Source organism: Streptomyces aureocirculatus, assembly GCF_000720475.1.
Classification (GTDB): Bacteria; Actinomycetota; Actinomycetes; order Streptomycetales; family Streptomycetaceae; genus Streptomyces; species Streptomyces aureocirculatus.
The window spans coordinates 101,334-120,262 of record NZ_JOAP01000016.1 but is presented as its reverse complement, the minus strand read 5'-3'; the positions used below and the strand labels follow the sequence as shown (position 1 = coordinate 120,262).

Sequence of the window (18,929 nt, the reverse complement as noted above, 5' to 3'; positions counted from 1 at the left end):
CCCGACAACCCCGCGCCCCCGGCACCGCCCCCCACCCCCCCGGCCAAACCCACGACGCGGGGTAACGGGTGGGTGGGTGGGAAACTCGCCGCGCGCAGCGCGGCGGAAATTCGCCACCGGGCCGCACCGGGCCCGAGACGGAGGGACACTCCAGCCCGGCCCGGGAGGACGGGCGGGCAGCCACCCCGGCGGGCCGGAGGCATCCGCAGGCATGCGTACGGAGCGTCCGCCCCGGCAGGGGAGGGGCAGCCGGCGCTGAGGGACGGTGTCAGCTCTTGCGGTGGCCTATGAGGCGGGGCTTCGGTTCGAGGCCGTCGAGGCCGTGCCAGGCCAGATTGACGAGGTGGGCGGCGACCTCCGCCTTCTTCGGCTTGCGGACGTCGAGCCACCACTGCCCGGTGAGGGCGACGCTGCCGACGAGGGCCTGGGCGTACAGAGGAGCCAGCTTCGGGTCGAAGCCGCGGGTCTTGAACTCCTGGCCGAGGATGTCCTCGACCTGCGTGGCGATGTCGGAGATCAGGGACGCGAACGTACCGGTCGACTGCGGGATGGGGGAGTCGCGGACCAGGATGCGGAAGCCGTCGGTGTACTCCTCGATGTAGTCGAGGAGCGCGAAGGCGGCCTGTTCGCACAGCTCCCGGGGGTGACCGGCGGTCAGGGAGCCGGTCACCATGCCGAGCAACTGGCGCATCTCACGGTCCACGACGACCGCGTACAAACCCTCCTTGCCGCCGAAGTGCTCGTACACCACGGGCTTGGAGACGCCGGCTTTCGCCGCGATCTCCTCGACCGAGGTGCCCTCGAAGCCCTTGTCGGCGAACAGGGTGCGCCCGATGTCCAGCAGTTGCTCACGGCGCTCGGCGCCCGTCATCCGGGTCCGGCGGGCCCGCCGGGGCTTGTCGGTGTTCGAACTCGCGGGGCCCTGCGAGGCCCGGGCGGAGCGCGTCGTGCTCGGTGTGCTGGAGTCGGTCGCCACGTGGTCCATCATGCCGCGTCTGCGGCCCGATGCTCGCCCGGCGAGGACAGCGGGGCGTTCGCAGCGCCCTCGTCCGCAACCTTGCGGCGGCCTTCGACACGGGACTTGGACGGCCACCGCACGTCGTACGCCCAGCCGAACTGTTCGAACCAGCGGATCAGCCGCGCGGACGAGTCGAGCTGCCCGCGCAGCACACCGTGCCGCGCCGACGTCGGGTCGGCGTGGTGCAGGTTGTGCCAGGACTCGCCGCAGGACAGGATCGCGAGCCACCACACGTTGCCGGAGCGGTCACGGGACTTGAAGGGGCGCTTGCCGACCGCGTGGCAGATCGAGTTGATGGACCACGTCACATGGTGCAGCAGCGCCACCCGCACGAGTGAGCCCCAGAAGAAGGCCGTGAACGCGCCCCACCAGGACATGGTGACGAGGCCGCCCACCAGCGGGGGGATCGCCAGGGAGACGATCGTCCACAGCAGGAACTGACGCGAGATGCCGCGGATCACCGGGTCCTTGACCAGGTCGGGGGCGTACTTCTCCTGCGACGTCCGCTCCTCGTCGAACATCCATCCGATATGGGCCCACCAGAGCCCCTTCAGCAGAGCCGGAACCGTCTCACCGAAGCGCCACGGCGAGTGCGGATCGCCCTCCGCGTCGGAGAACTTGTGATGCTTGCGGTGGTCGGCCACCCAGCGCACCACCGGACCCTCCACGGCCATCGAACCAGCGACCGCGAGAGCGATCCGCAGCGGCCGCTTCGCCTTGAAGGAGCCGTGCGTGAAATACCGGTGGAAGCCGATCGTGATGCCGTGGCAGCCCAGGAAGTACATGAACACAAGGAGGCCGAGGTCGAGCCAGCTCACCCCCCAGCCCCAGACCAGCGGCACCGCGGCCAGCACAGCCAGGAACGGGACGACGATGAACATCAGCAGCGTGATCTGCTCCAAGGAGCGCTTCTGTTCACCGCCGAGGGTCGCGGGCGGGAGCGGGGCGCCCGGGGGCGCCTGATGTGTCTCGTCGATGACGTCGGGGCTTGCGGTCATAGAAGTTCCCTGGGGGGATCGAGGGTGAGGGCACGTACCGGGCGGGCACGTGCGGGCCGGGGAGTGCCGCACCGGCACGCCCCGCACGGGTGAGTTCCCACGCTGCGGCCCGCCTATGCCACCGCCTACGGGACCGTAACCTACGGGCAGGTAAGCGTCGTGGCGCGCGGACGCGGCACGAGGCCGAGAAACGGCCGGATCGCATCGACACCTATCCTTGGACCGGTCGGACAGCGCGGTCCGCTCTGTATCTCCCCCGGTGCCACCGCCGGGACCCCTCCCAGACGTGCCCACCCCCCGTCTCCGACCGGCAGACGGCGGGCTTCACCGCAAGGAGCCGCACCTGTGAGCAGTGCCGACGACCAGACCGCAAGCCAGGCCGCCGCGAGCACAAAGCCCTCCTCGAACGGCACCAACAGCGAGCTGCGCGCCGACATCCGTCGCCTCGGCGACCTCCTCGGCGAGACCCTCGTACGCCAGGAAGGCCCCGAACTCCTCGACCTGGTGGAAAAGGTCCGCCGTCTCACCCGGGAGGACGGCGAAGCCGCCGCCCGGCTGCTCGGCGGCACCGAACTGGAGACGGCCGCCAAGCTCGTCCGCGCCTTCTCCACCTACTTCCACCTCGCCAACGTCACCGAACAGGTGCACCGCGGCCGTGAGCTGCGCGCCAAGCGCGCCGCCGAGGGCGGACTCCTGTCCCGCACCGCGGACCGCCTCAAGGACGCCGACCCCGAGCACCTGCGCCGGACCGTCGAGCACCTCAACGTGCGCCCCGTCTTCACCGCGCACCCCACGGAAGCCGCCCGGCGCTCGGTGCTCAACAAGCTGCGCCGCGTCGCCGCGCTCCTGGAGACCCCGGTCATCGAGTCCGACCGGCGCAGGCACGACACCCGTCTGGCGGAGAACATCGACCTCGTCTGGCAGACCGACGAGCTCCGCGTGGTCCGCCCCGAGCCCGCCGACGAGGCCCGCAACGCCATCTACTACCTCGACGAGCTGCACGCCGGCGCCGTCGGCGACGTCCTGGAGGACCTCACCGCCGAGCTGGAACGCGTCGGCGTCGAGGTCCCCCACGACACCCGCCCCCTCACCTTCGGCACCTGGATCGGCGGCGACCGCGACGGCAACCCCAACGTGACACCCCAGGTCACCTGGGACGTCCTGATCCTCCAACACGAGCACGGCATCAACGACGCCCTCGACCTGATCGACGAACTGCGCGGCTTCCTGTCGAACTCCATCCGCTACACCGGCGCCACCGAGGAACTCCTCACCTCGCTCCAGAGCGACGTGGAACGGCTGCCCGAGATCAGCCCGCGCTACAAGCGCCTCAACGCCGAGGAGCCCTACCGCCTCAAGGCCACCTGCATCCGGCAGAAGCTGGAGAACACCAAGCAGCGCCTGGCCAAGGGGACCGTCCACGAGCCGGGCCGCGACTACCTCGGCACCGCCGAGCTCCTGCACGACCTCACGCTCATCCAGACGTCGCTGCGCGCGCACAAGGGCGCCCTGTTCGCCGACGGCCGCATGAACCGCACCATCCGCACCCTCGCCGCCTTCGGCCTCCAGCTCGCCACCATGGACGTCCGCGAACACGCCGACGCCCACCACCACGCCCTCGGCCAGCTCTTCGACCGCCTCGGCGAGGAATCCTGGCGGTACGCGGACATGCCGCGCGAGTACCGGCAGAAGCTGCTCGCCAAGGAACTGCGCTCCCGCCGCCCCCTCGCCCCCTCGCCCGCCCCGCTCGACGCCGCCGGCGAGAAGACCCTCGGCGTGTTCGGGACCGTCAAGAAGGCCCTCGACGTCTTCGGGCCCGAGGTCATCGAGTCATACATCATCTCCATGTGCCAGGGCGCCGACGACGTGTTCGCCGCCGCCGTCCTCGCCCGCGAAGCAGGCCTCCTGGACCTGCACGCCGGCTGGGCCAAGATCGGCATCGTGCCGCTCCTCGAGACCACCGACGAACTGCGCGCCGCCGACGTCATCCTCGACGAGATGCTCGCCGACCCCTCCTACCGGCGCCTCGTCGCCCTGCGCGGCGACGTCCAGGAGGTCATGCTCGGCTACTCCGACTCCTCCAAGTTCGGCGGCATCACCACCTCCCAGTGGGAGATCCACCGCGCCCAGCGGCGCCTGCGCGACGTCGCCCACCGGTACGGCGTACGCCTGCGCCTCTTCCACGGCCGCGGCGGCACCGTCGGCCGCGGCGGCGGCCCCTCCCACGACGCCATCCTCGCCCAGCCCTGGGGCACCCTGGAGGGCGAGATCAAGGTGACCGAGCAGGGCGAGGTCATCTCCGACAAGTACCTCGTGCCTTCCCTGGCCCGCGAGAACCTGGAACTGACGGTCGCCGCCACCCTCCAGGCCTCCGCCCTGCACACCTCGCCCCGCCAGTCCGACGAGGCCCTGGCCCGCTGGGACGCCGCCATGGACGTCGTCTCCGACGCCGCCCACTCCGCGTACCGCAAGCTGGTCGAGGACCCCGACCTGCCGACGTACTTCCTCGCGTCGACACCCGTCGACCAGCTCGCCGACCTCCACCTGGGCTCCCGGCCCTCCCGCCGCCCCGGCTCGGGCGTCTCGCTCGACGGCCTGCGCGCCATCCCGTGGGTGTTCGGCTGGACCCAGTCGCGGCAGATCGTCCCCGGCTGGTTCGGCGTCGGCTCCGGCCTGAAGGCGCTGCGCGAAGCCGGCCTCGACGGCGTCCTCGACGAGATGCACGAGCACTGGCACTTCTTCCGCAACTTCATCTCCAACGTTGAGATGACGCTCGCCAAGACGGACCTGCGCATCGCCCGCCACTACGTCGACACCCTGGTGCCCGACGAGCTCAAGCACGTCTTCGCCGACATCGAGGCCGAACACGCCCTCACCGTCGCCGAGGTGCTCCGCGTCACCGGCGGCAGGGAACTGCTCGACTCCAACCCCGTCCTCCAGCAGACCTTCGCGATCCGCGACGCCTACCTCGACCCGATCTCCTACCTCCAGGTCGCCCTCCTCAAGCGCCAGCGCGACGCCGCCGCCACCGGCGCCGAAGCCGACCCGCTGCTCGCCCGCGCCCTGCTGCTCACGGTCAACGGCGTCGCCGCGGGACTGCGCAACACCGGCTGACCCCCGCCGCACCGCACTCCGGCCCCGCCGTCACTCGTCGTGACGACGGGGCCGGATCGGACCCTCAGGAGTTGTACGTGCTCTGCGCCCGCTCCAGACCATCGGTGACCAGGCACTCCACGGCGTCCGCCGCCCGGTCCACGAAGTAGTCGAGCTCCTTGCGCTCCGCGCCCGAGAAGTCCTTCAGGACGAAGTCGGCGACCTGCATCCGGCCCGGCGGACGGCCGATGCCGAAACGGACCCGGTGATAGTCCGGACCCATCGCCTTCGTCATGGACTTCAGACCGTTGTGACCGTTGTCGCCGCCACCGAGCTTCAGGCGCAGCGTGCCATGGTCGATGTCCAGCTCGTCATGGACCGCCACCACGTTCGCCGTCGGCACCTTGTAGAAATCGCGCAGCGCCGTGACCGGGCCGCCCGACAGATTCATGTACGACATGGGCTTGACGAGGACGACACGACGGCTGCCGGGACCCATCGGGCCGATCCGGCCCTCAAGGACCTGCGCCTGCGCCTTGCCCGCCCGCTTGAAGCTGCCGCCGATCCGCCCCGCGAGCAGATCCGCGACCATGAAGCCCACATTGTGCCGGTTCATGGCGTACCCCGGGCCGGGGTTGCCGAGGCCCACGATCAGCCAGGGGGCGCTGGGGTCCGTCGTCATCTGTGTGTCTCCTTCATGGCACCTTCATAGCGCAACCGCCGCCCAGCGCCTGGGCGCTGAGCGGCGGTCGGAACTGCGAGGAGTGTGCGGATCAGGCCTCGGCGGCCTCGTCGCCCTCACCCTCGGCGGGGGCCTCCTCGGCCTGCGCGGACAGGATCTGCAGAACGACGGTGTCGTCCTCCACGGTCAGGGAGACACCGGAAGGCAGCTTGATGTCCTTGGCGAGGACCGCGTCACCGGCGGTCAGGCCCGCGATGGAGACCGTCAGGGACTCCGGGATGTGGGTGGCCTCGGCCTCGACCGGGAGCGTGCTGAGGACGTGCTCCAGGAGGTTGGCGCCCGGGGCCAGCTCGCCCTCGGCGTGCACGGGGATCTCGACGTTGACCTTCTCGCCGCTGCGCACCAGAAGCAGGTCGACGTGCTTCAGGATGCCCTGACGGAGAGCGTCACGCTGCACGGCCTTCGGGATGGCGAGCTGGGTCTTGCCGTCGATGTCCAGGGAGATCAGGACGTTCGACGTACGCAGGGCCATGAGCAGGTCGTGGCCGGGCAGCGCGATGTGGACCGGGTCGGCACCGTGGCCGTACAGAACGCCGGGGACCTTGTCCTCACGGCGGATGCGGCGGGCGGCGCCCTTGCCGAACTCGGTACGGGTCTCGGCGACGAGCTTGACCTCAGACATGGAGCACTCCTCGTAGAAAAGGTGAACTGATGAAGTCACCCGGCCACGACTGGCCTGCTACGAAGAGCGCGTCGATAACGGACCGCCACACACCGCGCCCCTGCGGACACGAGTGCGGCCTCCCTCGCCGAGCAACTTCGACAGTCTACTCGGCGACGGAGGCCGCACCAAAAGGATCTTGCACCCGCTGCTTGCGCCGGTGCTTGCGCCGCTGCTTACGCGTAGTCGCCCTGCTCCTCGAAGAGGCTGGTCACCGAGCCGTCCTCGAAGATCTCCCGGACGGCGTTGGCGATCGTCGGCGCGATCGAGAGCACCGTGATCTTGTCGAGCTCCAGCTCGTTCGGCGTCGGCAGCGTGTTGGTGAACACGAACTCGCTGACCTTCGAATTCTTCAACCGGTCCGCCGCGGGACCCGAGAGCACACCGTGCGTGGCCGTCACGATGACATCCTCCGCACCGTGCGCGAACAGCGCGTCGGCAGCGGCGCAGATCGTGCCACCGGTGTCGATCATGTCGTCCACCAGGACACAGACCCGGCCCTCGACATTGCCGACGACCTCGTGCACGGTGACCTGATTGGCCACGTCCTTGTCACGCCGCTTGTGCACGATCGCCAGCGGAGCACCCAGACGGTCGCACCAGCGGTCGGCAACCCGCACCCGGCCCGCGTCCGGCGAGACGACCGTCAGCTTGTCCCGGTCGACCTTGGTGCCCACGTAGTCCGCGAGGATCGGCAGCGCGAAGAGATGGTCCACCGGACCGTCGAAGAAACCGACGATCTGGTCCGTGTGCAGATCCACCGTCACGATCCGGTCCGCACCCGCGGTCTGCATCAGGTCGGCCACCAGACGCGCCGAGATCGGCTCCCGGCCACGGTGCTTCTTGTCCTGACGGGCATAGCCGTAGAACGGCACGATCACCGTGATGCTCCGCGCCGAGGCCCGCTTCAACGCGTCGATCATGATGAGCTGTTCCATGATCCACTTGTTGATCGGAGCCGTGTGGCTCTGGATCAGGAAACAGTCGGCCCCGCGCGCCGACTCCTGATAACGCACATAGATCTCGCCGTTGGCGAAGTCGAAGGCCTTCGTCGGTACGACACCGATACCGAGCTGGTGCGCGACCTCCTCGGCAAGCTCGGGGTGGGCGCGGCCGGAGAAGAACATCATCTTCTTCTCGCCGGTCGTCTTGATCCCGCTCACAGCACAGTCTCCTCAGACGTGTTCCCTGGCCGCGAGAACTCTCGCGCCAACCAGCCGAAATTTCGTGCACCCATCAGGTTTCGTGCGCCTATCACGTTACGCGGTGTCTGGCGCACCTGTTTCCGGTCAGCTTTCGCCAACCGGCTTCCCGGCAGCCTCCGACGCCCCGGACGACGCCGCCTCGGCAGCCTTCGCCGCGGCACTCCCCGGACGCTTACGGGCCACCCAGCCCTCGATATTCCGCTGCTGGCCACGGGCGACGGCCAGCGAACCGGCCGGCACATCCTTGGTGATCACAGAGCCGGCAGCGGTGTAGGCACCGTCGCCAATCGTGACAGGAGCCACAAACATGTTGTCCGAACCCGTCTTGCAGTGCGACCCCACCGTCGTGTGGTGCTTGGCCTCACCGTCATAGTTCACGAACACACTCGCGGCACCGATATTGCTCTGCTCACCGATGGTCGCATCACCCACGTAACTCAGGTGCGGCACCTTCGTACCCGCACCGATCGTCGCGTTCTTCATCTCCACATACGTACCCGCCTTGGCCTGCACACCGAGCCGGGTGCCCGGCCGCAGATACGCGTACGGGCCGACACTCGCCCGCTCTCCCACCACGGCACCGTTCGCCACCGTGTTGTCGACCCGCGCACCCGCACCCACCTGCGTGTCCAGCAAGCGCGTGTTCGGCCCCACCTCACAGCCCTCACCCAGGTGCGTGGCGCCCTGGAGCTGAGTGCCCGGATGCACCACGGCGTCCCGCTCCACCGTCACGGTCGCGTCGATCCACGTGGAAGCCGGATCGACCACGGTGACCCCGGCCAGCATCGCCTCCGTGAGCAACCGGTCGTTCAGGACCCGGCGGGCCTCCGCCAGTTGCACCCGGTTGTTGATCCCGGCGATCTCCCGGTGGTCACCGGCCACACACGCACCGACCCGGTGCCCCGCCGCACGCAGAATGCCGAGGACATCCGTCAGATACTCCTCGCCCTGACTGTTGTCCGTACGCACCTTGCCGAGCGCTTCCGCCAGCAGCCGCCCGTCGAAGGCGAACACACCCGAGTTGATCTCCCGGACCGCACGCTGCGCGGCGGTCGCGTCCTTGTGCTCCACGATCGCGGTCACCGCGCCGGACGCGCCGTCCCGGATGATGCGGCCGTAACCCGTCGCGTCGGGCACCTCGGCGGTCAGGACCGTCACGGCGTTGCCGTCGGCCGAGTGCGTCTCCGCGAGCCCGGCCAGCGTCGCGCCGGTGAGCAGCGGGGTGTCGCCGCAGACCACGACGACCGTGCCGTCGATGCTCTCGGGCGTCCCGCCCAGCGCCTCAAGGCCCATGCGCACGGCGTGACCCGTGCCGTTCTGCTCGGCCTGGTAGGCGGTCAGGACCTCGGGGTCGATCGCGGCGAGGTGCGCCCTGACGCGCTCGCTCTCGTGCCCTACGACGGCGACGAGCCGCTGCGGCGAGAGCTCACGGGAAGCGGCGAGCACATGCCCGACGAGGGAACGGCCGCAGATCTCGTGCAGGACCTTCGGAGTGGCCGACTTCATACGGGTGCCCTCACCCGCTGCAAGGACGACGACGGCTGCCGGGCGATTGGCGCTCACAGGGGTGCCCTTCGGCTTCGGATGCTCTGGGGGTGGTCATCCGCAGGATACCGGGGCGTAGGGGGGCGGAAATGAGGGCGGGTCCCGACCGCGCGGTCAGGACCCGAACCTGAGCCTTGTGTGACGTGGCTCCCCTGCCAGGACTCGAACCTGGAACAAATCATCCAAAGTGACCCGTGTTGCCTATTACACCACAGGGGATAGCAAACGCCCCAAAACGGACAAACAATCAGTCCGTTGAGCTGGCGGCCTCTACTATGCCGCACCAAGCGCCCTCGATGCGACGGTACAAGTCGGCGCTCTGCCGCACTTTGATCACCAGGCAACCGCGATAGGTGTCCCCCACGTTCTTGCGGACGGTCTTCGGGTTGTGCTTCTTGATCGTGGTCTTGTTGAAGGCGGTGGCGTCCGCGCCGACGAGATCGGCCCAGTAGCGCTCGGCGCCCGTCACGTCGGCGGTTTCGTGGATCATCACGCAGAACCGCACGCGTCCCCGCTCCACTCCCATCAGGTCGAGCCAGGCGAGGAAGGCCTTGATCATGCCGGGGTCGCTGTTGACGAACGTGACGTTCTCCCGGCGGTCGTACGGCTTGTCCTTGCCGCCCTCGGCCCAGTAGAGGCCTACTCCCACCAGGAACAGCTCGCGCTTCGACATGTGCCCGACCTCCTGCCGGGCCGCCTCCTTCGTGCTTCGCCGCTCCTCGTCCCGCATCGCGGACTCGTGTTCCCAGCGCTTGCGAGCCGCCAGCCTGGCTTGCTCCGAGGGGTCCCGCCGCGGTGGCTTCGGCAGATCTCGGACCCACAGGGAGACCGAACTCCTGGAGCAGCCCAGCTCCATCTCGATCTGGTCGTACGTGAGCCCTTGGAGCCGCAACTCCCGTGCCCGCGCCCGCAGATCGTCCTTGGCGTTGGGCCGCCGCGTCCACTCCGGTGGCGGTTCGCCCTGGACCAGGCGTTGGAGGAGGTCGTTGTTGTAGACCTTCAGCTCGTCGCGGATCTGGCGCAGGCTGTGTCCCGCGCGCCGGAGCGCGACCGCCTGGTCGCGGAGGGTCTCGTAATCGGCGTACCGGCCGATGATCTCGGTCATACGGCCACCCTCGTCCGGAATGCGGACGTCCGGCTCGAATATGCGGGCGATTCACCTGTTCGAGGATTACTGGGCGGTTTCGCTGCCGCCGAGGCTCCGCGGGCCCCGCCGTTCCCTGGATCACGGAGCCCGAAACTCACCGGAAAAGGGAGCGCCGGCGCCCGTACGCTGGAAGGCATGACCACGACGGGGGACAGCGACACGGCGGCCGGGACCGGGCCGTGGTGGTGGGAGCGGCGGCGCAGTGCCGTCCTGGATGCGGGCCTCGGCCTGGCGTCCGCGGCGGAGTGCGGTGCCGAGGGCGTGCAGTTCGCCTCGGACGCGGGCATCCCGGCCGCCGTGGGTGTGGTCTTCGGGGTGCTCGCGGGGTCCACCCTGGTGCTGCGGCGCCGCTGGCCGATCGCGGTCGTGCTGTTCTCCGTCGCGATCACCCCGGCCCGGATGGGCATTCTGATGGCCATCGTCGGTCTCTACACCCTCGCCGCCTCCGAGCTGCCGCGCCGCATCATCGGCGCCCTCGCGGGCATGTCCCTGGTGGGCACGCTGATCGTCACGCTGGTCCGCGCCAACCAGGACATGGCCGACGGTGACGTGACGATAGGTGAGGGGTTCATACCGTTCATCGCCATCACCACCTCGCTCGGTGTCACCGCCCCGCCGGTCCTGCTGGGTCTGTACGTGGGGCAGCGGCGCCGTCTGATGGAGTCGTTGCGGGAGCGCGCCGACAGCCTGGAGCGTGAGCTGCAGTTGCTCGCCGAGCGGGCCGAGGAGCGTGCGGAGTGGGCGCGCGGCGAGGAGCGCACCCGTATCGCCCGGGACATGCATGACGTGGTGGCGCACCGGGTGAGTCTGATGGTGGTGCATGCGGCGGCGTTGCAGGCCGTGGCCCGCAAGGACCCGGAGAAGGCGGTGAAGAACGCGGCTCTGGTCGGGGACATGGGGCGGCAGGCGCTGACGGAGCTGCGGCAGATGCTGGGTGTGCTGCGGGCGGACGAGGCGCCGCCGAAGCCTGCTCCGGTGCCCGTTCCGGTGCCGCTTGCCGCTGTGGGTGAGGCCGCCGCGCAGGCCGCGTCGCGTGCCAGGTCCGTCGATGAGCCTGAGCCGGTGGACGGGCCGTGCCTGGCGGAGGTCGACGAGTTGGTGGGTCAGTCGCGGGCCGCGGGCATGGCTGTGGACCTGTCGGTGGAGGGCGAGACGCGGGCGTGCGCGGCCGATGTGGAGGAGACGGCGTACCGGGTGGTGCAGGAGGCGCTCACGAACGTCCACAAGCACGCGGCGGGTGCGAAGACGTTCGTGCGGCTCGCGTACCGCTCGGCCGAGATCGCCATGCAGGTGGAGAACGGGCCGCCGCCGGAGGCGGGTCCTGGAGACGCGCGGTTGCCGAGCGGGGGGAACGGCCTGGTGGGTATGAAGGAGCGGGTGACCGCCCTTGGCGGGGTGTTCGTGTCGGGTCCGACGGATGCGGGCGGTTTCAGGGTGTCGGCGGTGCTTCCGGCGGCCGTCGGGCAGTGATCTTCCTCACCGGACGCTGAAGTCTTCGCGTCGGCTCGTGGGGCTCAGCCCACAGGGGTCAGCCCGTAGTGGTCAGCCCGTAGTGGTCAGCCGTACCGGCTGGGTTCCCGCGACGAGGGTGGTGAGGGCCTGGTCGATGTGCTGGCCGAGGTACCAGTCGCCGCTGTGGTCGAGGCTGTACACGCGGCCCTCCACGTCGACGGCGAGCAGCGCCTGGGTCTCCGTCTCCTCGCCGATGGGGCAGACCTCGGTGCCGAGGGCCCGGCCCAGGTCGCCGAGGGTGCGGGCCAGGTGGAGTCCGTACATCGGGTCGAGGTGCAGGGTGGCGGGTGCGATCTGGCGGCCGGGTCCCTGGGGGGTGATGTGCAGTCCGCCGAACTCCGCCCAGGCCTCGACGGCGGCGGGGAACACGGAGTGCTCGTGGCCCGCGGGCGAGGTGTGCCTGCGCAGGACGTCGGCCCAGATCTCGGCCTGCTTGATGTCCCAGCGGCCGGGGCGCCAGCCGGCGGTGCGCAGGGCGGCGTCGACGGGGACGGGGAAGCGGGTGGAGTTCTCGGTGTGCATGGCTCGGCCCTCGTGGTGCGGGTGCGGATGGCGGCGGCCGGCGTGGTGGGCGCCGGGGGTCGTCAGGCGGCGGGCGGCCCGCGTCACGCGTCGGGGGTGGGTGGTTCGACGATACGGACCCCGAAGTGCGCGGTGAGGGCGGTGCAGGAGCGGCAGGGCCGGGCGAAGGCGCCGTGCAGGGGGTCGCCGTCCTCGCGGATGCGGCGGGTGGTGAGTTTGGCGTGCTTGAGGGCCTTGCGGGCCTCGCCGTTGGTCATGGGTTTGCGCGAGGCGCGTTTGGAGCGGGTGGCGTCGGCCGCGGCGATGTGCCGGGAGATGAGGACGGCTTCCGCGCACCGGCCTGTGAAGCGTTCGCGCTGGCCGCTGGTGAGGGTGTCGAGGAAGTCCTGTACGAGCGGGTGCAGCTCGGGGAGGTCCTCGCCGCGGCGCGGGGTGCCCGTGAGGGTGGTGCCGCGTACGGAGAGCGCGGCGGCGACGGTGGGCAGGATGCCGTCGCGGCGGTGGCGCAGGACGGGGGCGCCGACGGGTTCGCTGCTCCAGCCGACGCGTGGGTCGCCGGCTTCGGCGGTGGCGGTCCTGCCGGTGCCGGGTGCCGGGTGTGCGGCCGCCCGGCCGGTGGCGGGTGTGCCGGTGCTGCCGGGCATGCTGGTTCGTGCCGTATGCATGTGGTGTTTCCCTCCCCGTCCCCGCGGCGTCAGCCGCCGGTGCCGCGCCCCCGCGTTGCGGGAACAGATTGCCAAATGGGGCGCGTGGTGCGGAAGCTGGGGCTGTCCGACACGCCTGGCAGGGGTCCCGGTTTCGGCTCTGGGTGACGGTCCCGTGGCGGGTGGTCACGGAATCGGCGGCCCGGTGACCGGTGTCGTGCTTACGCATAGGCTGTCGCTGTCCGTGAACCTCACAGTGCCGCAGGGGGCAACCGCCATGACGACAGGTCGGCTCGGGGAGCAGGCCGCGCCGCCGAACGCGGCCTACGCAGGTCAGGTGGTGCACTTCCCTGACCCGGTCCGTGCCGCCCGGCATCCCAGAGGTGTGCGCGTCGACGGTGTGGGTTATCCGGACTTCTCGCCGTACGCGCGCGGGGCGGCGGAGATCGCGGCGCCGCCCGAGGGCTTCGGCGTGGACGAGCTGCGGCTCACGGACTACGTCTCGGCGAACGCGGCGCTCGCGGCGTCGGGGCACGAGCTGTGGGACACGATCCCGCCGGTGGCGACCCCGCACGGCTGGACCTGGCACCACGTGCCGAACAGCCGCCGTCTGGAGCTGGTCCCTGTGGAGGTCAAGGCGCTGCTGCGGCATCACGGCGGTATCGCCACCGCGCCCGTCGACCATGACAAGCGCGGCACCCGTCCGCTGCAGGAGACCCGTCCCGCGCACCTGGCCCTGCCGAAGGCGGCGGTGGCCGTCACGGAGAGCCAGGTCGTGGGCGTGGAGGAGGACTTGGGGTACCGGCTTCCGGGCGCCTACCGCTCCTTCCTGAAGGCGGCGGGCGGCTGCGCCCCGGTCGGTACGGCGCTCGACGCGGAGCTGGGCCTCCTGGTGGATCAGCCGTTCTTCACGGTCCGCGACGAGGCGGCCGTCAACGATCTGGTGTACGTCAACAAGTGCCTGCGCGACCATCTCACCAAGGACTATCTGGGCGTGGGTTTCGTCCAGGGTGGTCTGCTCGCCGTGAAGGTCAAGGGTGACCGGATCGGTTCGGTGTGGTTCTGCGCGTACGACGACGCGCGGGACGTGGACCCGTCCATGGCGCCCGCCGAGCGCGTCCGGCGGCTGCTGCTGCCGTGCGGCGACGACTTCGACGCGTTCCTGTCCCGGCTCGCGGGCAGCCCGCCGGAGCTGGAGACCGTGGCGAACCTGATGGTGGACGGCGGCTTCGCGCACGCCGTCCCGGTGGGAGTGTGAGCTGGCCGTGGTGACTTTCGCGCAGGCGCAGGAGCGCGCCGAGGAATGGATCAACGGCGAGGTGCCCGGGCCCGGGCACCGCGAGGTGCGGGTGCGGGAGTTCGAGCTCGGCTTCGTGGTGTGGGCGGAGGACCGCGAGGGTGGCCCCCGTTCGGACGGTGGCCACCAGCGGCTCGTCATCGCCCGGGACAGCGGCGAGGCGACGCTGTGGCCCGCGCTGCCGGTGGGTGAGGTGATTCGTCGGTACGAGGAGGAGTACGGGGTGCCGGACGCGGCGCCCGAACCGGCTCCCGCAGCGCCGCAGCGGATGGATCTGAACCAGACGTCGTTCCTGTTGACTCCGCCGGAGTGGTTGCAGGAGGCGGCGGACAAGCTGGGGATCCCGGACCGCAGGAACGCCGACTCGCCGTCCGGCGCGCCCGCAGCGCCTTCTGCTTCCGCAGCGCCTTCTGCGCCCGCCGCTCCTTCTGTGTCCGCTGCTTCCGCTGCTTCCGCTGAGCCCGCAGCTCCTTCTGCATCCGCCGCGTCCGCTGCTCCCTCCGGTCCGTCGGCTTCTTCGGCGGCGGCGGGTGCGTCCGGCGGTTCCGACCCGGCGGCCGTGTCCGAGCCGTACGGTGCCGCTGCCGCGTCCGGCTCGTCCGCGACGCCGACGCCCGCACCCGGGTCGGCTCCGGCCGCGCCCGCCGCTCCCGGCAGTGGCACGCCCTGGCCCGCTGCCGGTGCGCCCGGCGGTGCGTCGGTGGCGGGGGGCGCCGACGGTGGCCCGGCCGCGCCGAGCGTGCCCGCGTCGTCGACGCCGTGGGCCGGTACGGACACGAACACGGGCATCGACGACGAGGACGTCGCGGTGCCGCTGCCCGCGACGGTGTTCTCGCCGCCGCTGCGCCTCGACGGCGGGGGCGCCGCCGCGGACCACGACGACGAGCGGCCGCCCGCGGTGTCGCCGGAGGCCAAGACCGCGCTGATGTCGGGCGGCAGTCAGCTTCCGCGGACGGCGATCGCCCCGGCGTTGGACGAGCCGCAGGGGGGCGCGCAGGGTGCGCAGGGCGCGGATTCGCAGGGTGCGGGTGCGGGCGCGGGTGCGCAGGGTGCTGGCGCGCAGCTCCCGCCACCGGCCCCGGGAGCCGTGGTGAGCGGTCCCGGCGCCCCGCCGCCGCCTGCTGGTCAGGTGCCGGGTGGTCCTGCGGTGCCGCCGTCTGCTGGTCAGGCGCCGGGTGGCTCCGCCGTGCCGCCGCACGCCGCGCAGGTGCCGGGCGGTCCCGCCGTGCCGCCGCCGTCTGCTGGTCAGGTGCCGGGTGGTCCTGCGGTGCCGCCGTCTGCCGGTCAGGTGCCGGGTGGCCCCGCCGTGCCGCCGCCTGCTGGTCCGCCGGTCGGTGGTCCGAACACTCCGCCGCCGCCCGCCGGTTCGGCACCGGCCGGTTCCACGCCGCCGCCGGCGCCGACGTACGGCTATCCGCAGGGCGCGGCCGCTTCCGGCGCGGGTGCGCCCGGTACACACGGGGCGCCGGGTGCTCCTGGTGCTCCTGGTGCTCCGCAGCCTCCGGGTGCGCAGGGTGCCCCGGGGGCGCCCGCGGGTGGCTACGTACCGACCCAGCTCATGTCGCCCCTCGGCCCCGAGGGACAGCAGCCCGGCGCGCCCGCGGCACCTGGCGCACCGGGTGCGCCGCAGCCTCCGGGAGCCCCGGGTGTTCCGGGTGCCCCGGGTACGCCTCCGGGTGGCGTGCATCATGCGGCGACGATGCTGGCGGATCCGAGCCTGGGTGGCGGAGTGAAGCCGCCGGGCGCGCCCGCTGCCCCGCAGCCTCCCGGCCCGCCCGGTGCCCCGGGTGCCCCGGGGACGCCGCCGGGCGGTGTGCACCACGCGGCGACGATGTTCGCCGACCCGAGCCTGGGCGGGGGCCTGAAGCCGCCGGGTGCTCCTGGTGCGCCGGGTGCGCCTGGCGCCCCGCAGCCTCCCGGCCCTCCCGGCACGCCTGGCGCTCCGCAGCCTCCCGGAGCCCCCGGTGCTCCCGGCGCCCCGGGCCCGGGCGGCGTCCACCACGCCGCCACCATGCTCGCCGGACCGGCCGTCGGCGGCCCGGGTGCGCCTGTGCCGCCCGGCGCGCCCATGCCTCCGGGCGCCCCGGGTGCTCCGGGCGCCCCCGGTGTTCCCGGCGCCCCCGGCGGTCCGGGGGCCCCCGGCATGCCCCTGCCCGCCCCGGGCATGGGCCCGGGCCCGCTCCCCGGCCAGGCGTACGGCTATCCGCAGCCGCCGACCGGTCAGCCCACCGTGGGCCCCGGCTACCAGGCCGTGTTGCGCTACCGCGCGCCCGACGGTTCCGAGCAGCAGGTCATCCGGCGCTCGGCGCCCGGTACGCCGCACCCGGAGTGGCAGATCTTCCATGAGCTGCGCGGCCTGAACATCCCGCCGGACCAGGTTCTGGAGCTGCACACCGAGCTGGAGTCCTGCGAGCTGCCCGGCGCGTACTGCGCGCGGATGATCAGGGAGACCTGGCCGCAGGCGCGCATCACCTCGATCGCGCCGTACGGCAAGGACCACGCGTCGCGTCAGCAGGGCATGCACCAACTGCTCGCGCACCAGGGCGAGCTGCACCAGGTGGCCGACGGCCCGGCGCGGCCCGCGCCGGTGCGGGCGCCGCTGCCGCAGGTGCCGCCCGCGCCCGCGGTGCCGCCGGAGGGCGTGGCGCAGGAGCTCGCCGGGGCTTTCGGCCCCGGGGTGTTCCGGTTCGACCAGCGGTCGGTGTCCCGGCAGGGGGTGCCGGACGTGGTGGCGCACACGCTCGTCGTGGCGGGTCTGCCCGTCGACTTCGGTCCGTTCTTCTGGGCGCAGGCCCAGTTGGGGCGGCCGGTGCCGACGCTGGCGGAGATGGCGCAGGAGCGGGGTGTGCAGCCCGCGTCCGACGCCGGTTCGTACCTGGTCATGGGCAGCGACTTCGGGCGGGCGATCTGTGTCCAGTACGGCACGGCGAACATCGTCGCCGTGCCCGTCGAGGCCGGTCCCGGCGGTGCGCCGGTGCCGCCGCAGTTCGTGAACACCGGGCTGCCGGAGTTCGCGCGCTGCCTGGGCCTGCTCGGCCGGATGTGGCGGCTGCGCTACGGGCTCAACCAGGAGCAGGCGGGCCGCTGGACGGTCGACTTCCAGACGCAGCTCGCCGCGCTCGACCCGGCGGCCCTCGCGTCGCCGGAGAGCTGGTGGTCCGTACTGCTCGAGCAGATGTGGGACGGCCTGCTGTAGCCGGGTGGCGGCGCGCACCGCGCCGGCGCCGCGCGTCGGACGGTGCGGTATCCCGCGTACGGGGTACGGGGAACAGGTGAACGAGACCGTGCGTGGCCGTGCGATGCCGAGGGTGAGGCGTCCGACCCGGGGGACCGGGCGGGCGCCTCGCTTGTTCGCGTGCGCGTACGCCGGTCGCCCGCGGGGTGCCCTTCGGGGGTCGCTCAGGTCTTCGTCGTACTGCGGAACGACAACCCGATTCCGACTTCTGCCGCCAATTGACGCATCCTTGACCGGATGGGATGGGTGGAGTGTCGCGTTATGACCAGTTTCGCTTGATCCATCAAGATGTGCGCCAATCGCGTTGTACGCGGTCGGCGCGACGGCGAGAGTCTGTGTGGGCGAAAGAGGGGATCAAGGATGAGCGGCAGCGGTGTGTCGGTGTCACCTCATGGCTTCGTCGCCGTGCGCGGGCGTGGCTACCGTCCCGAACAGGTGGAGGCGTACGCCGACGCGTTGTCCCGGGACCGCGACGCGGCCTGGGAGCGGGCGGCGCGGCTCACGGTGCTCGCCAAGGAGATGGGCGTGGAGGCCGAGCGGCTGCGCGAGGTGGTCGCGCGGCTCGCTCCACAGACGTACGAGGAGTTGGGCGAGCGCGCGCAGCAGCTTCTCGCGCTGTGCGAGGAGGAGGTCGCCGCGGTGCGGGACGCGGCCGCCTCCTCGGCGCGCGGGGCCGAGGAGGCGGCGGCCGCCGAGGCCGCGGCCCTGCACGAGTCCGCGCGGGCGTATGCCGCCTCGGTGCGCGACGAGGCGGAGGGGTGGGCGCGGCGGCGACTCGGTGCGGCCGGGGCCGCCGCCGAGGAGTTGCGGGTGGCCGCCCGGACGGATGCCGAGGAGTGGTGCGGGGCGGCGCTCGCCGCGCTGCGGGAGATGCGGGAGCGCGCCGGTGCGCTCCTCGCCGACCAGGAGAAGGAGCACACCGAGCGCCGGGAGGCCGCCGAGCGGGAGATCGCCGAGCGGGAGGCGGCGGCACAGGCCCACGAGATGTCCCTCTTCGAGGCCGCCGCGGCGCGGCTCGCCGAGGCCGAGCGGGATCTCGCCCAGGCCAGGGAGTCCGCGCGGCACGGGCAGGAGGACGCCGAGGCGCGGGCGGCGGAGCTGCTCGCGCGGGCGCGGATGCGGGAGGAGCGGGTCGGGCGGGAGACGGATCGGGTGTTGCGGGAGCACGGGGAGCGGTGGGACGAGGTGCGGGCGCACATGGAGCATGTGCGGAGCAGTTTGTCCGCTTTGACCGGGCGGGGCGCCTCGAGCGGGGGGTCCGGCGCGGTGCCGGGTCCCTCCCCCGAGGGGGGCGCCTGAGTCCCTTCCCT

General features: G+C 71.8%; 14 protein-coding genes and 1 tRNA gene. 5 read left to right on the top strand and 10 right to left on the bottom strand.

Translation table 11 applies throughout. The annotated features are described in order from the left end of the window. Positions 1-268: 268 nt before the first annotated feature. On the bottom strand, positions 269-988 hold the full coding sequence (locus IG78_RS0116635) for a TetR/AcrR family transcriptional regulator (RefSeq protein WP_030563807.1): 720 nt from the start codon (positions 986-988) through the stop codon (positions 269-271). Then, on the bottom strand, positions 985-2,016 hold the full coding sequence (locus IG78_RS0116630) for an acyl-CoA desaturase (protein WP_051852700.1): 1,032 nt from the start codon (positions 2,014-2,016) through the stop codon (positions 985-987). The genes IG78_RS0116635 and IG78_RS0116630 overlap by 4 nt, the downstream gene beginning before the upstream one ends. 345 nt (positions 2,017-2,361) lie before the next feature. Between IG78_RS0116630 and ppc the strand changes: the two genes are divergently transcribed. Next, positions 2,362-5,130, top strand: coding sequence for a phosphoenolpyruvate carboxylase (gene ppc / locus IG78_RS0116625; RefSeq protein ID WP_030563803.1), 2,769 nt, complete (start codon positions 2,362-2,364; stop codon positions 5,128-5,130). Positions 5,131-5,194: 64 nt separating this feature from the next. Here ppc and pth read toward each other — a convergent pair whose 3' ends face one another. The 6 genes from pth to IG78_RS0116595 form a co-directional block, all read right to left on the bottom strand. Then, the gene (gene pth / locus IG78_RS0116620; RefSeq protein ID WP_030563801.1) at positions 5,195-5,791 is read right to left on the bottom strand and encodes an aminoacyl-tRNA hydrolase; all 597 of its coding nucleotides are present in this window, start codon (positions 5,789-5,791) and stop codon (positions 5,195-5,197) included. Positions 5,792-5,882: 91 nt separating this feature from the next. Then, positions 5,883-6,473 (bottom strand): 50S ribosomal protein L25/general stress protein Ctc, encoded by a 591-nt coding sequence (locus IG78_RS0116615; protein WP_030563799.1) that lies wholly within the window; start codon positions 6,471-6,473, stop codon positions 5,883-5,885. Positions 6,474-6,688: 215 nt separating this feature from the next. Beyond that, complete coding sequence (locus tag IG78_RS0116610; RefSeq protein WP_030563797.1) at positions 6,689-7,675, bottom strand: ribose-phosphate diphosphokinase; 987 nt, start codon at positions 7,673-7,675, stop codon at positions 6,689-6,691. A gap of 126 nt (positions 7,676-7,801) precedes the next feature. Beyond that, positions 7,802-9,280 carry a bifunctional UDP-N-acetylglucosamine diphosphorylase/glucosamine-1-phosphate N-acetyltransferase GlmU gene (gene glmU, locus IG78_RS0116605; RefSeq protein WP_030563795.1) on the bottom strand — a complete coding sequence of 493 codons (1,479 nt, stop codon included), beginning with the start codon at positions 9,278-9,280 and terminating at the stop codon, positions 7,802-7,804. Positions 9,281-9,406: 126 nt separating this feature from the next. Then, positions 9,407-9,481: transfer RNA gene (locus IG78_RS0116600), tRNA-Gln, on the bottom strand. Between the two features lie 28 nt (positions 9,482-9,509). Next, positions 9,510-10,367 (bottom strand): hypothetical protein, encoded by an 858-nt coding sequence (locus tag IG78_RS0116595; RefSeq protein ID WP_030563793.1) that lies wholly within the window; start codon positions 10,365-10,367, stop codon positions 9,510-9,512. Between the two features lie 177 nt (positions 10,368-10,544). Between IG78_RS0116595 and IG78_RS0116590 the strand changes: the two genes are divergently transcribed. Beyond that, positions 10,545-11,879: a sensor histidine kinase gene (locus IG78_RS0116590; protein ID WP_030563791.1), complete on the top strand. Its 1,335-nt coding sequence runs from the start codon at positions 10,545-10,547 to the stop codon at positions 11,877-11,879. 72 nt (positions 11,880-11,951) lie between these two features. Here the strand turns inward: IG78_RS0116590 and IG78_RS0116585 are convergent, their stop codons facing one another. Both IG78_RS0116585 and IG78_RS0116580 read right to left on the bottom strand, forming a co-directional pair. Beyond that, the gene (locus tag IG78_RS0116585) at positions 11,952-12,443 is read right to left on the bottom strand and encodes an SUKH-3 domain-containing protein (RefSeq protein ID WP_030563790.1); all 492 of its coding nucleotides are present in this window, start codon (positions 12,441-12,443) and stop codon (positions 11,952-11,954) included. A gap of 83 nt (positions 12,444-12,526) precedes the next feature. Beyond that, a complete protein-coding gene (locus tag IG78_RS0116580; RefSeq protein ID WP_030563788.1) occupies positions 12,527-13,108 on the bottom strand; it encodes a YwqJ-related putative deaminase in 582 nt (193 codons plus the stop codon). A 256-nt stretch (positions 13,109-13,364) separates the two neighbouring features. Between IG78_RS0116580 and IG78_RS0116575 the strand changes: the two genes are divergently transcribed. From IG78_RS0116575 to IG78_RS0116565, 3 genes are all read left to right on the top strand, one after another. Then, on the top strand, positions 13,365-14,345 hold the full coding sequence (locus IG78_RS0116575) for an SMI1/KNR4 family protein (RefSeq protein WP_030563786.1): 981 nt from the start codon (positions 13,365-13,367) through the stop codon (positions 14,343-14,345). Positions 14,346-14,352: 7 nt separating this feature from the next. Continuing rightward, positions 14,353-17,580, top strand: a complete 3,228-nt coding sequence (locus IG78_RS45800; protein ID WP_078965179.1) for an SUKH-4 family immunity protein — start codon at positions 14,353-14,355, stop codon at positions 17,578-17,580. A gap of 399 nt (positions 17,581-17,979) precedes the next feature. Further along, on the top strand, positions 17,980-18,918 hold the full coding sequence (locus IG78_RS0116565; protein WP_030563781.1) for a hypothetical protein: 939 nt from the start codon (positions 17,980-17,982) through the stop codon (positions 18,916-18,918). Positions 18,919-18,929: the final 11 nt, after the last annotated feature.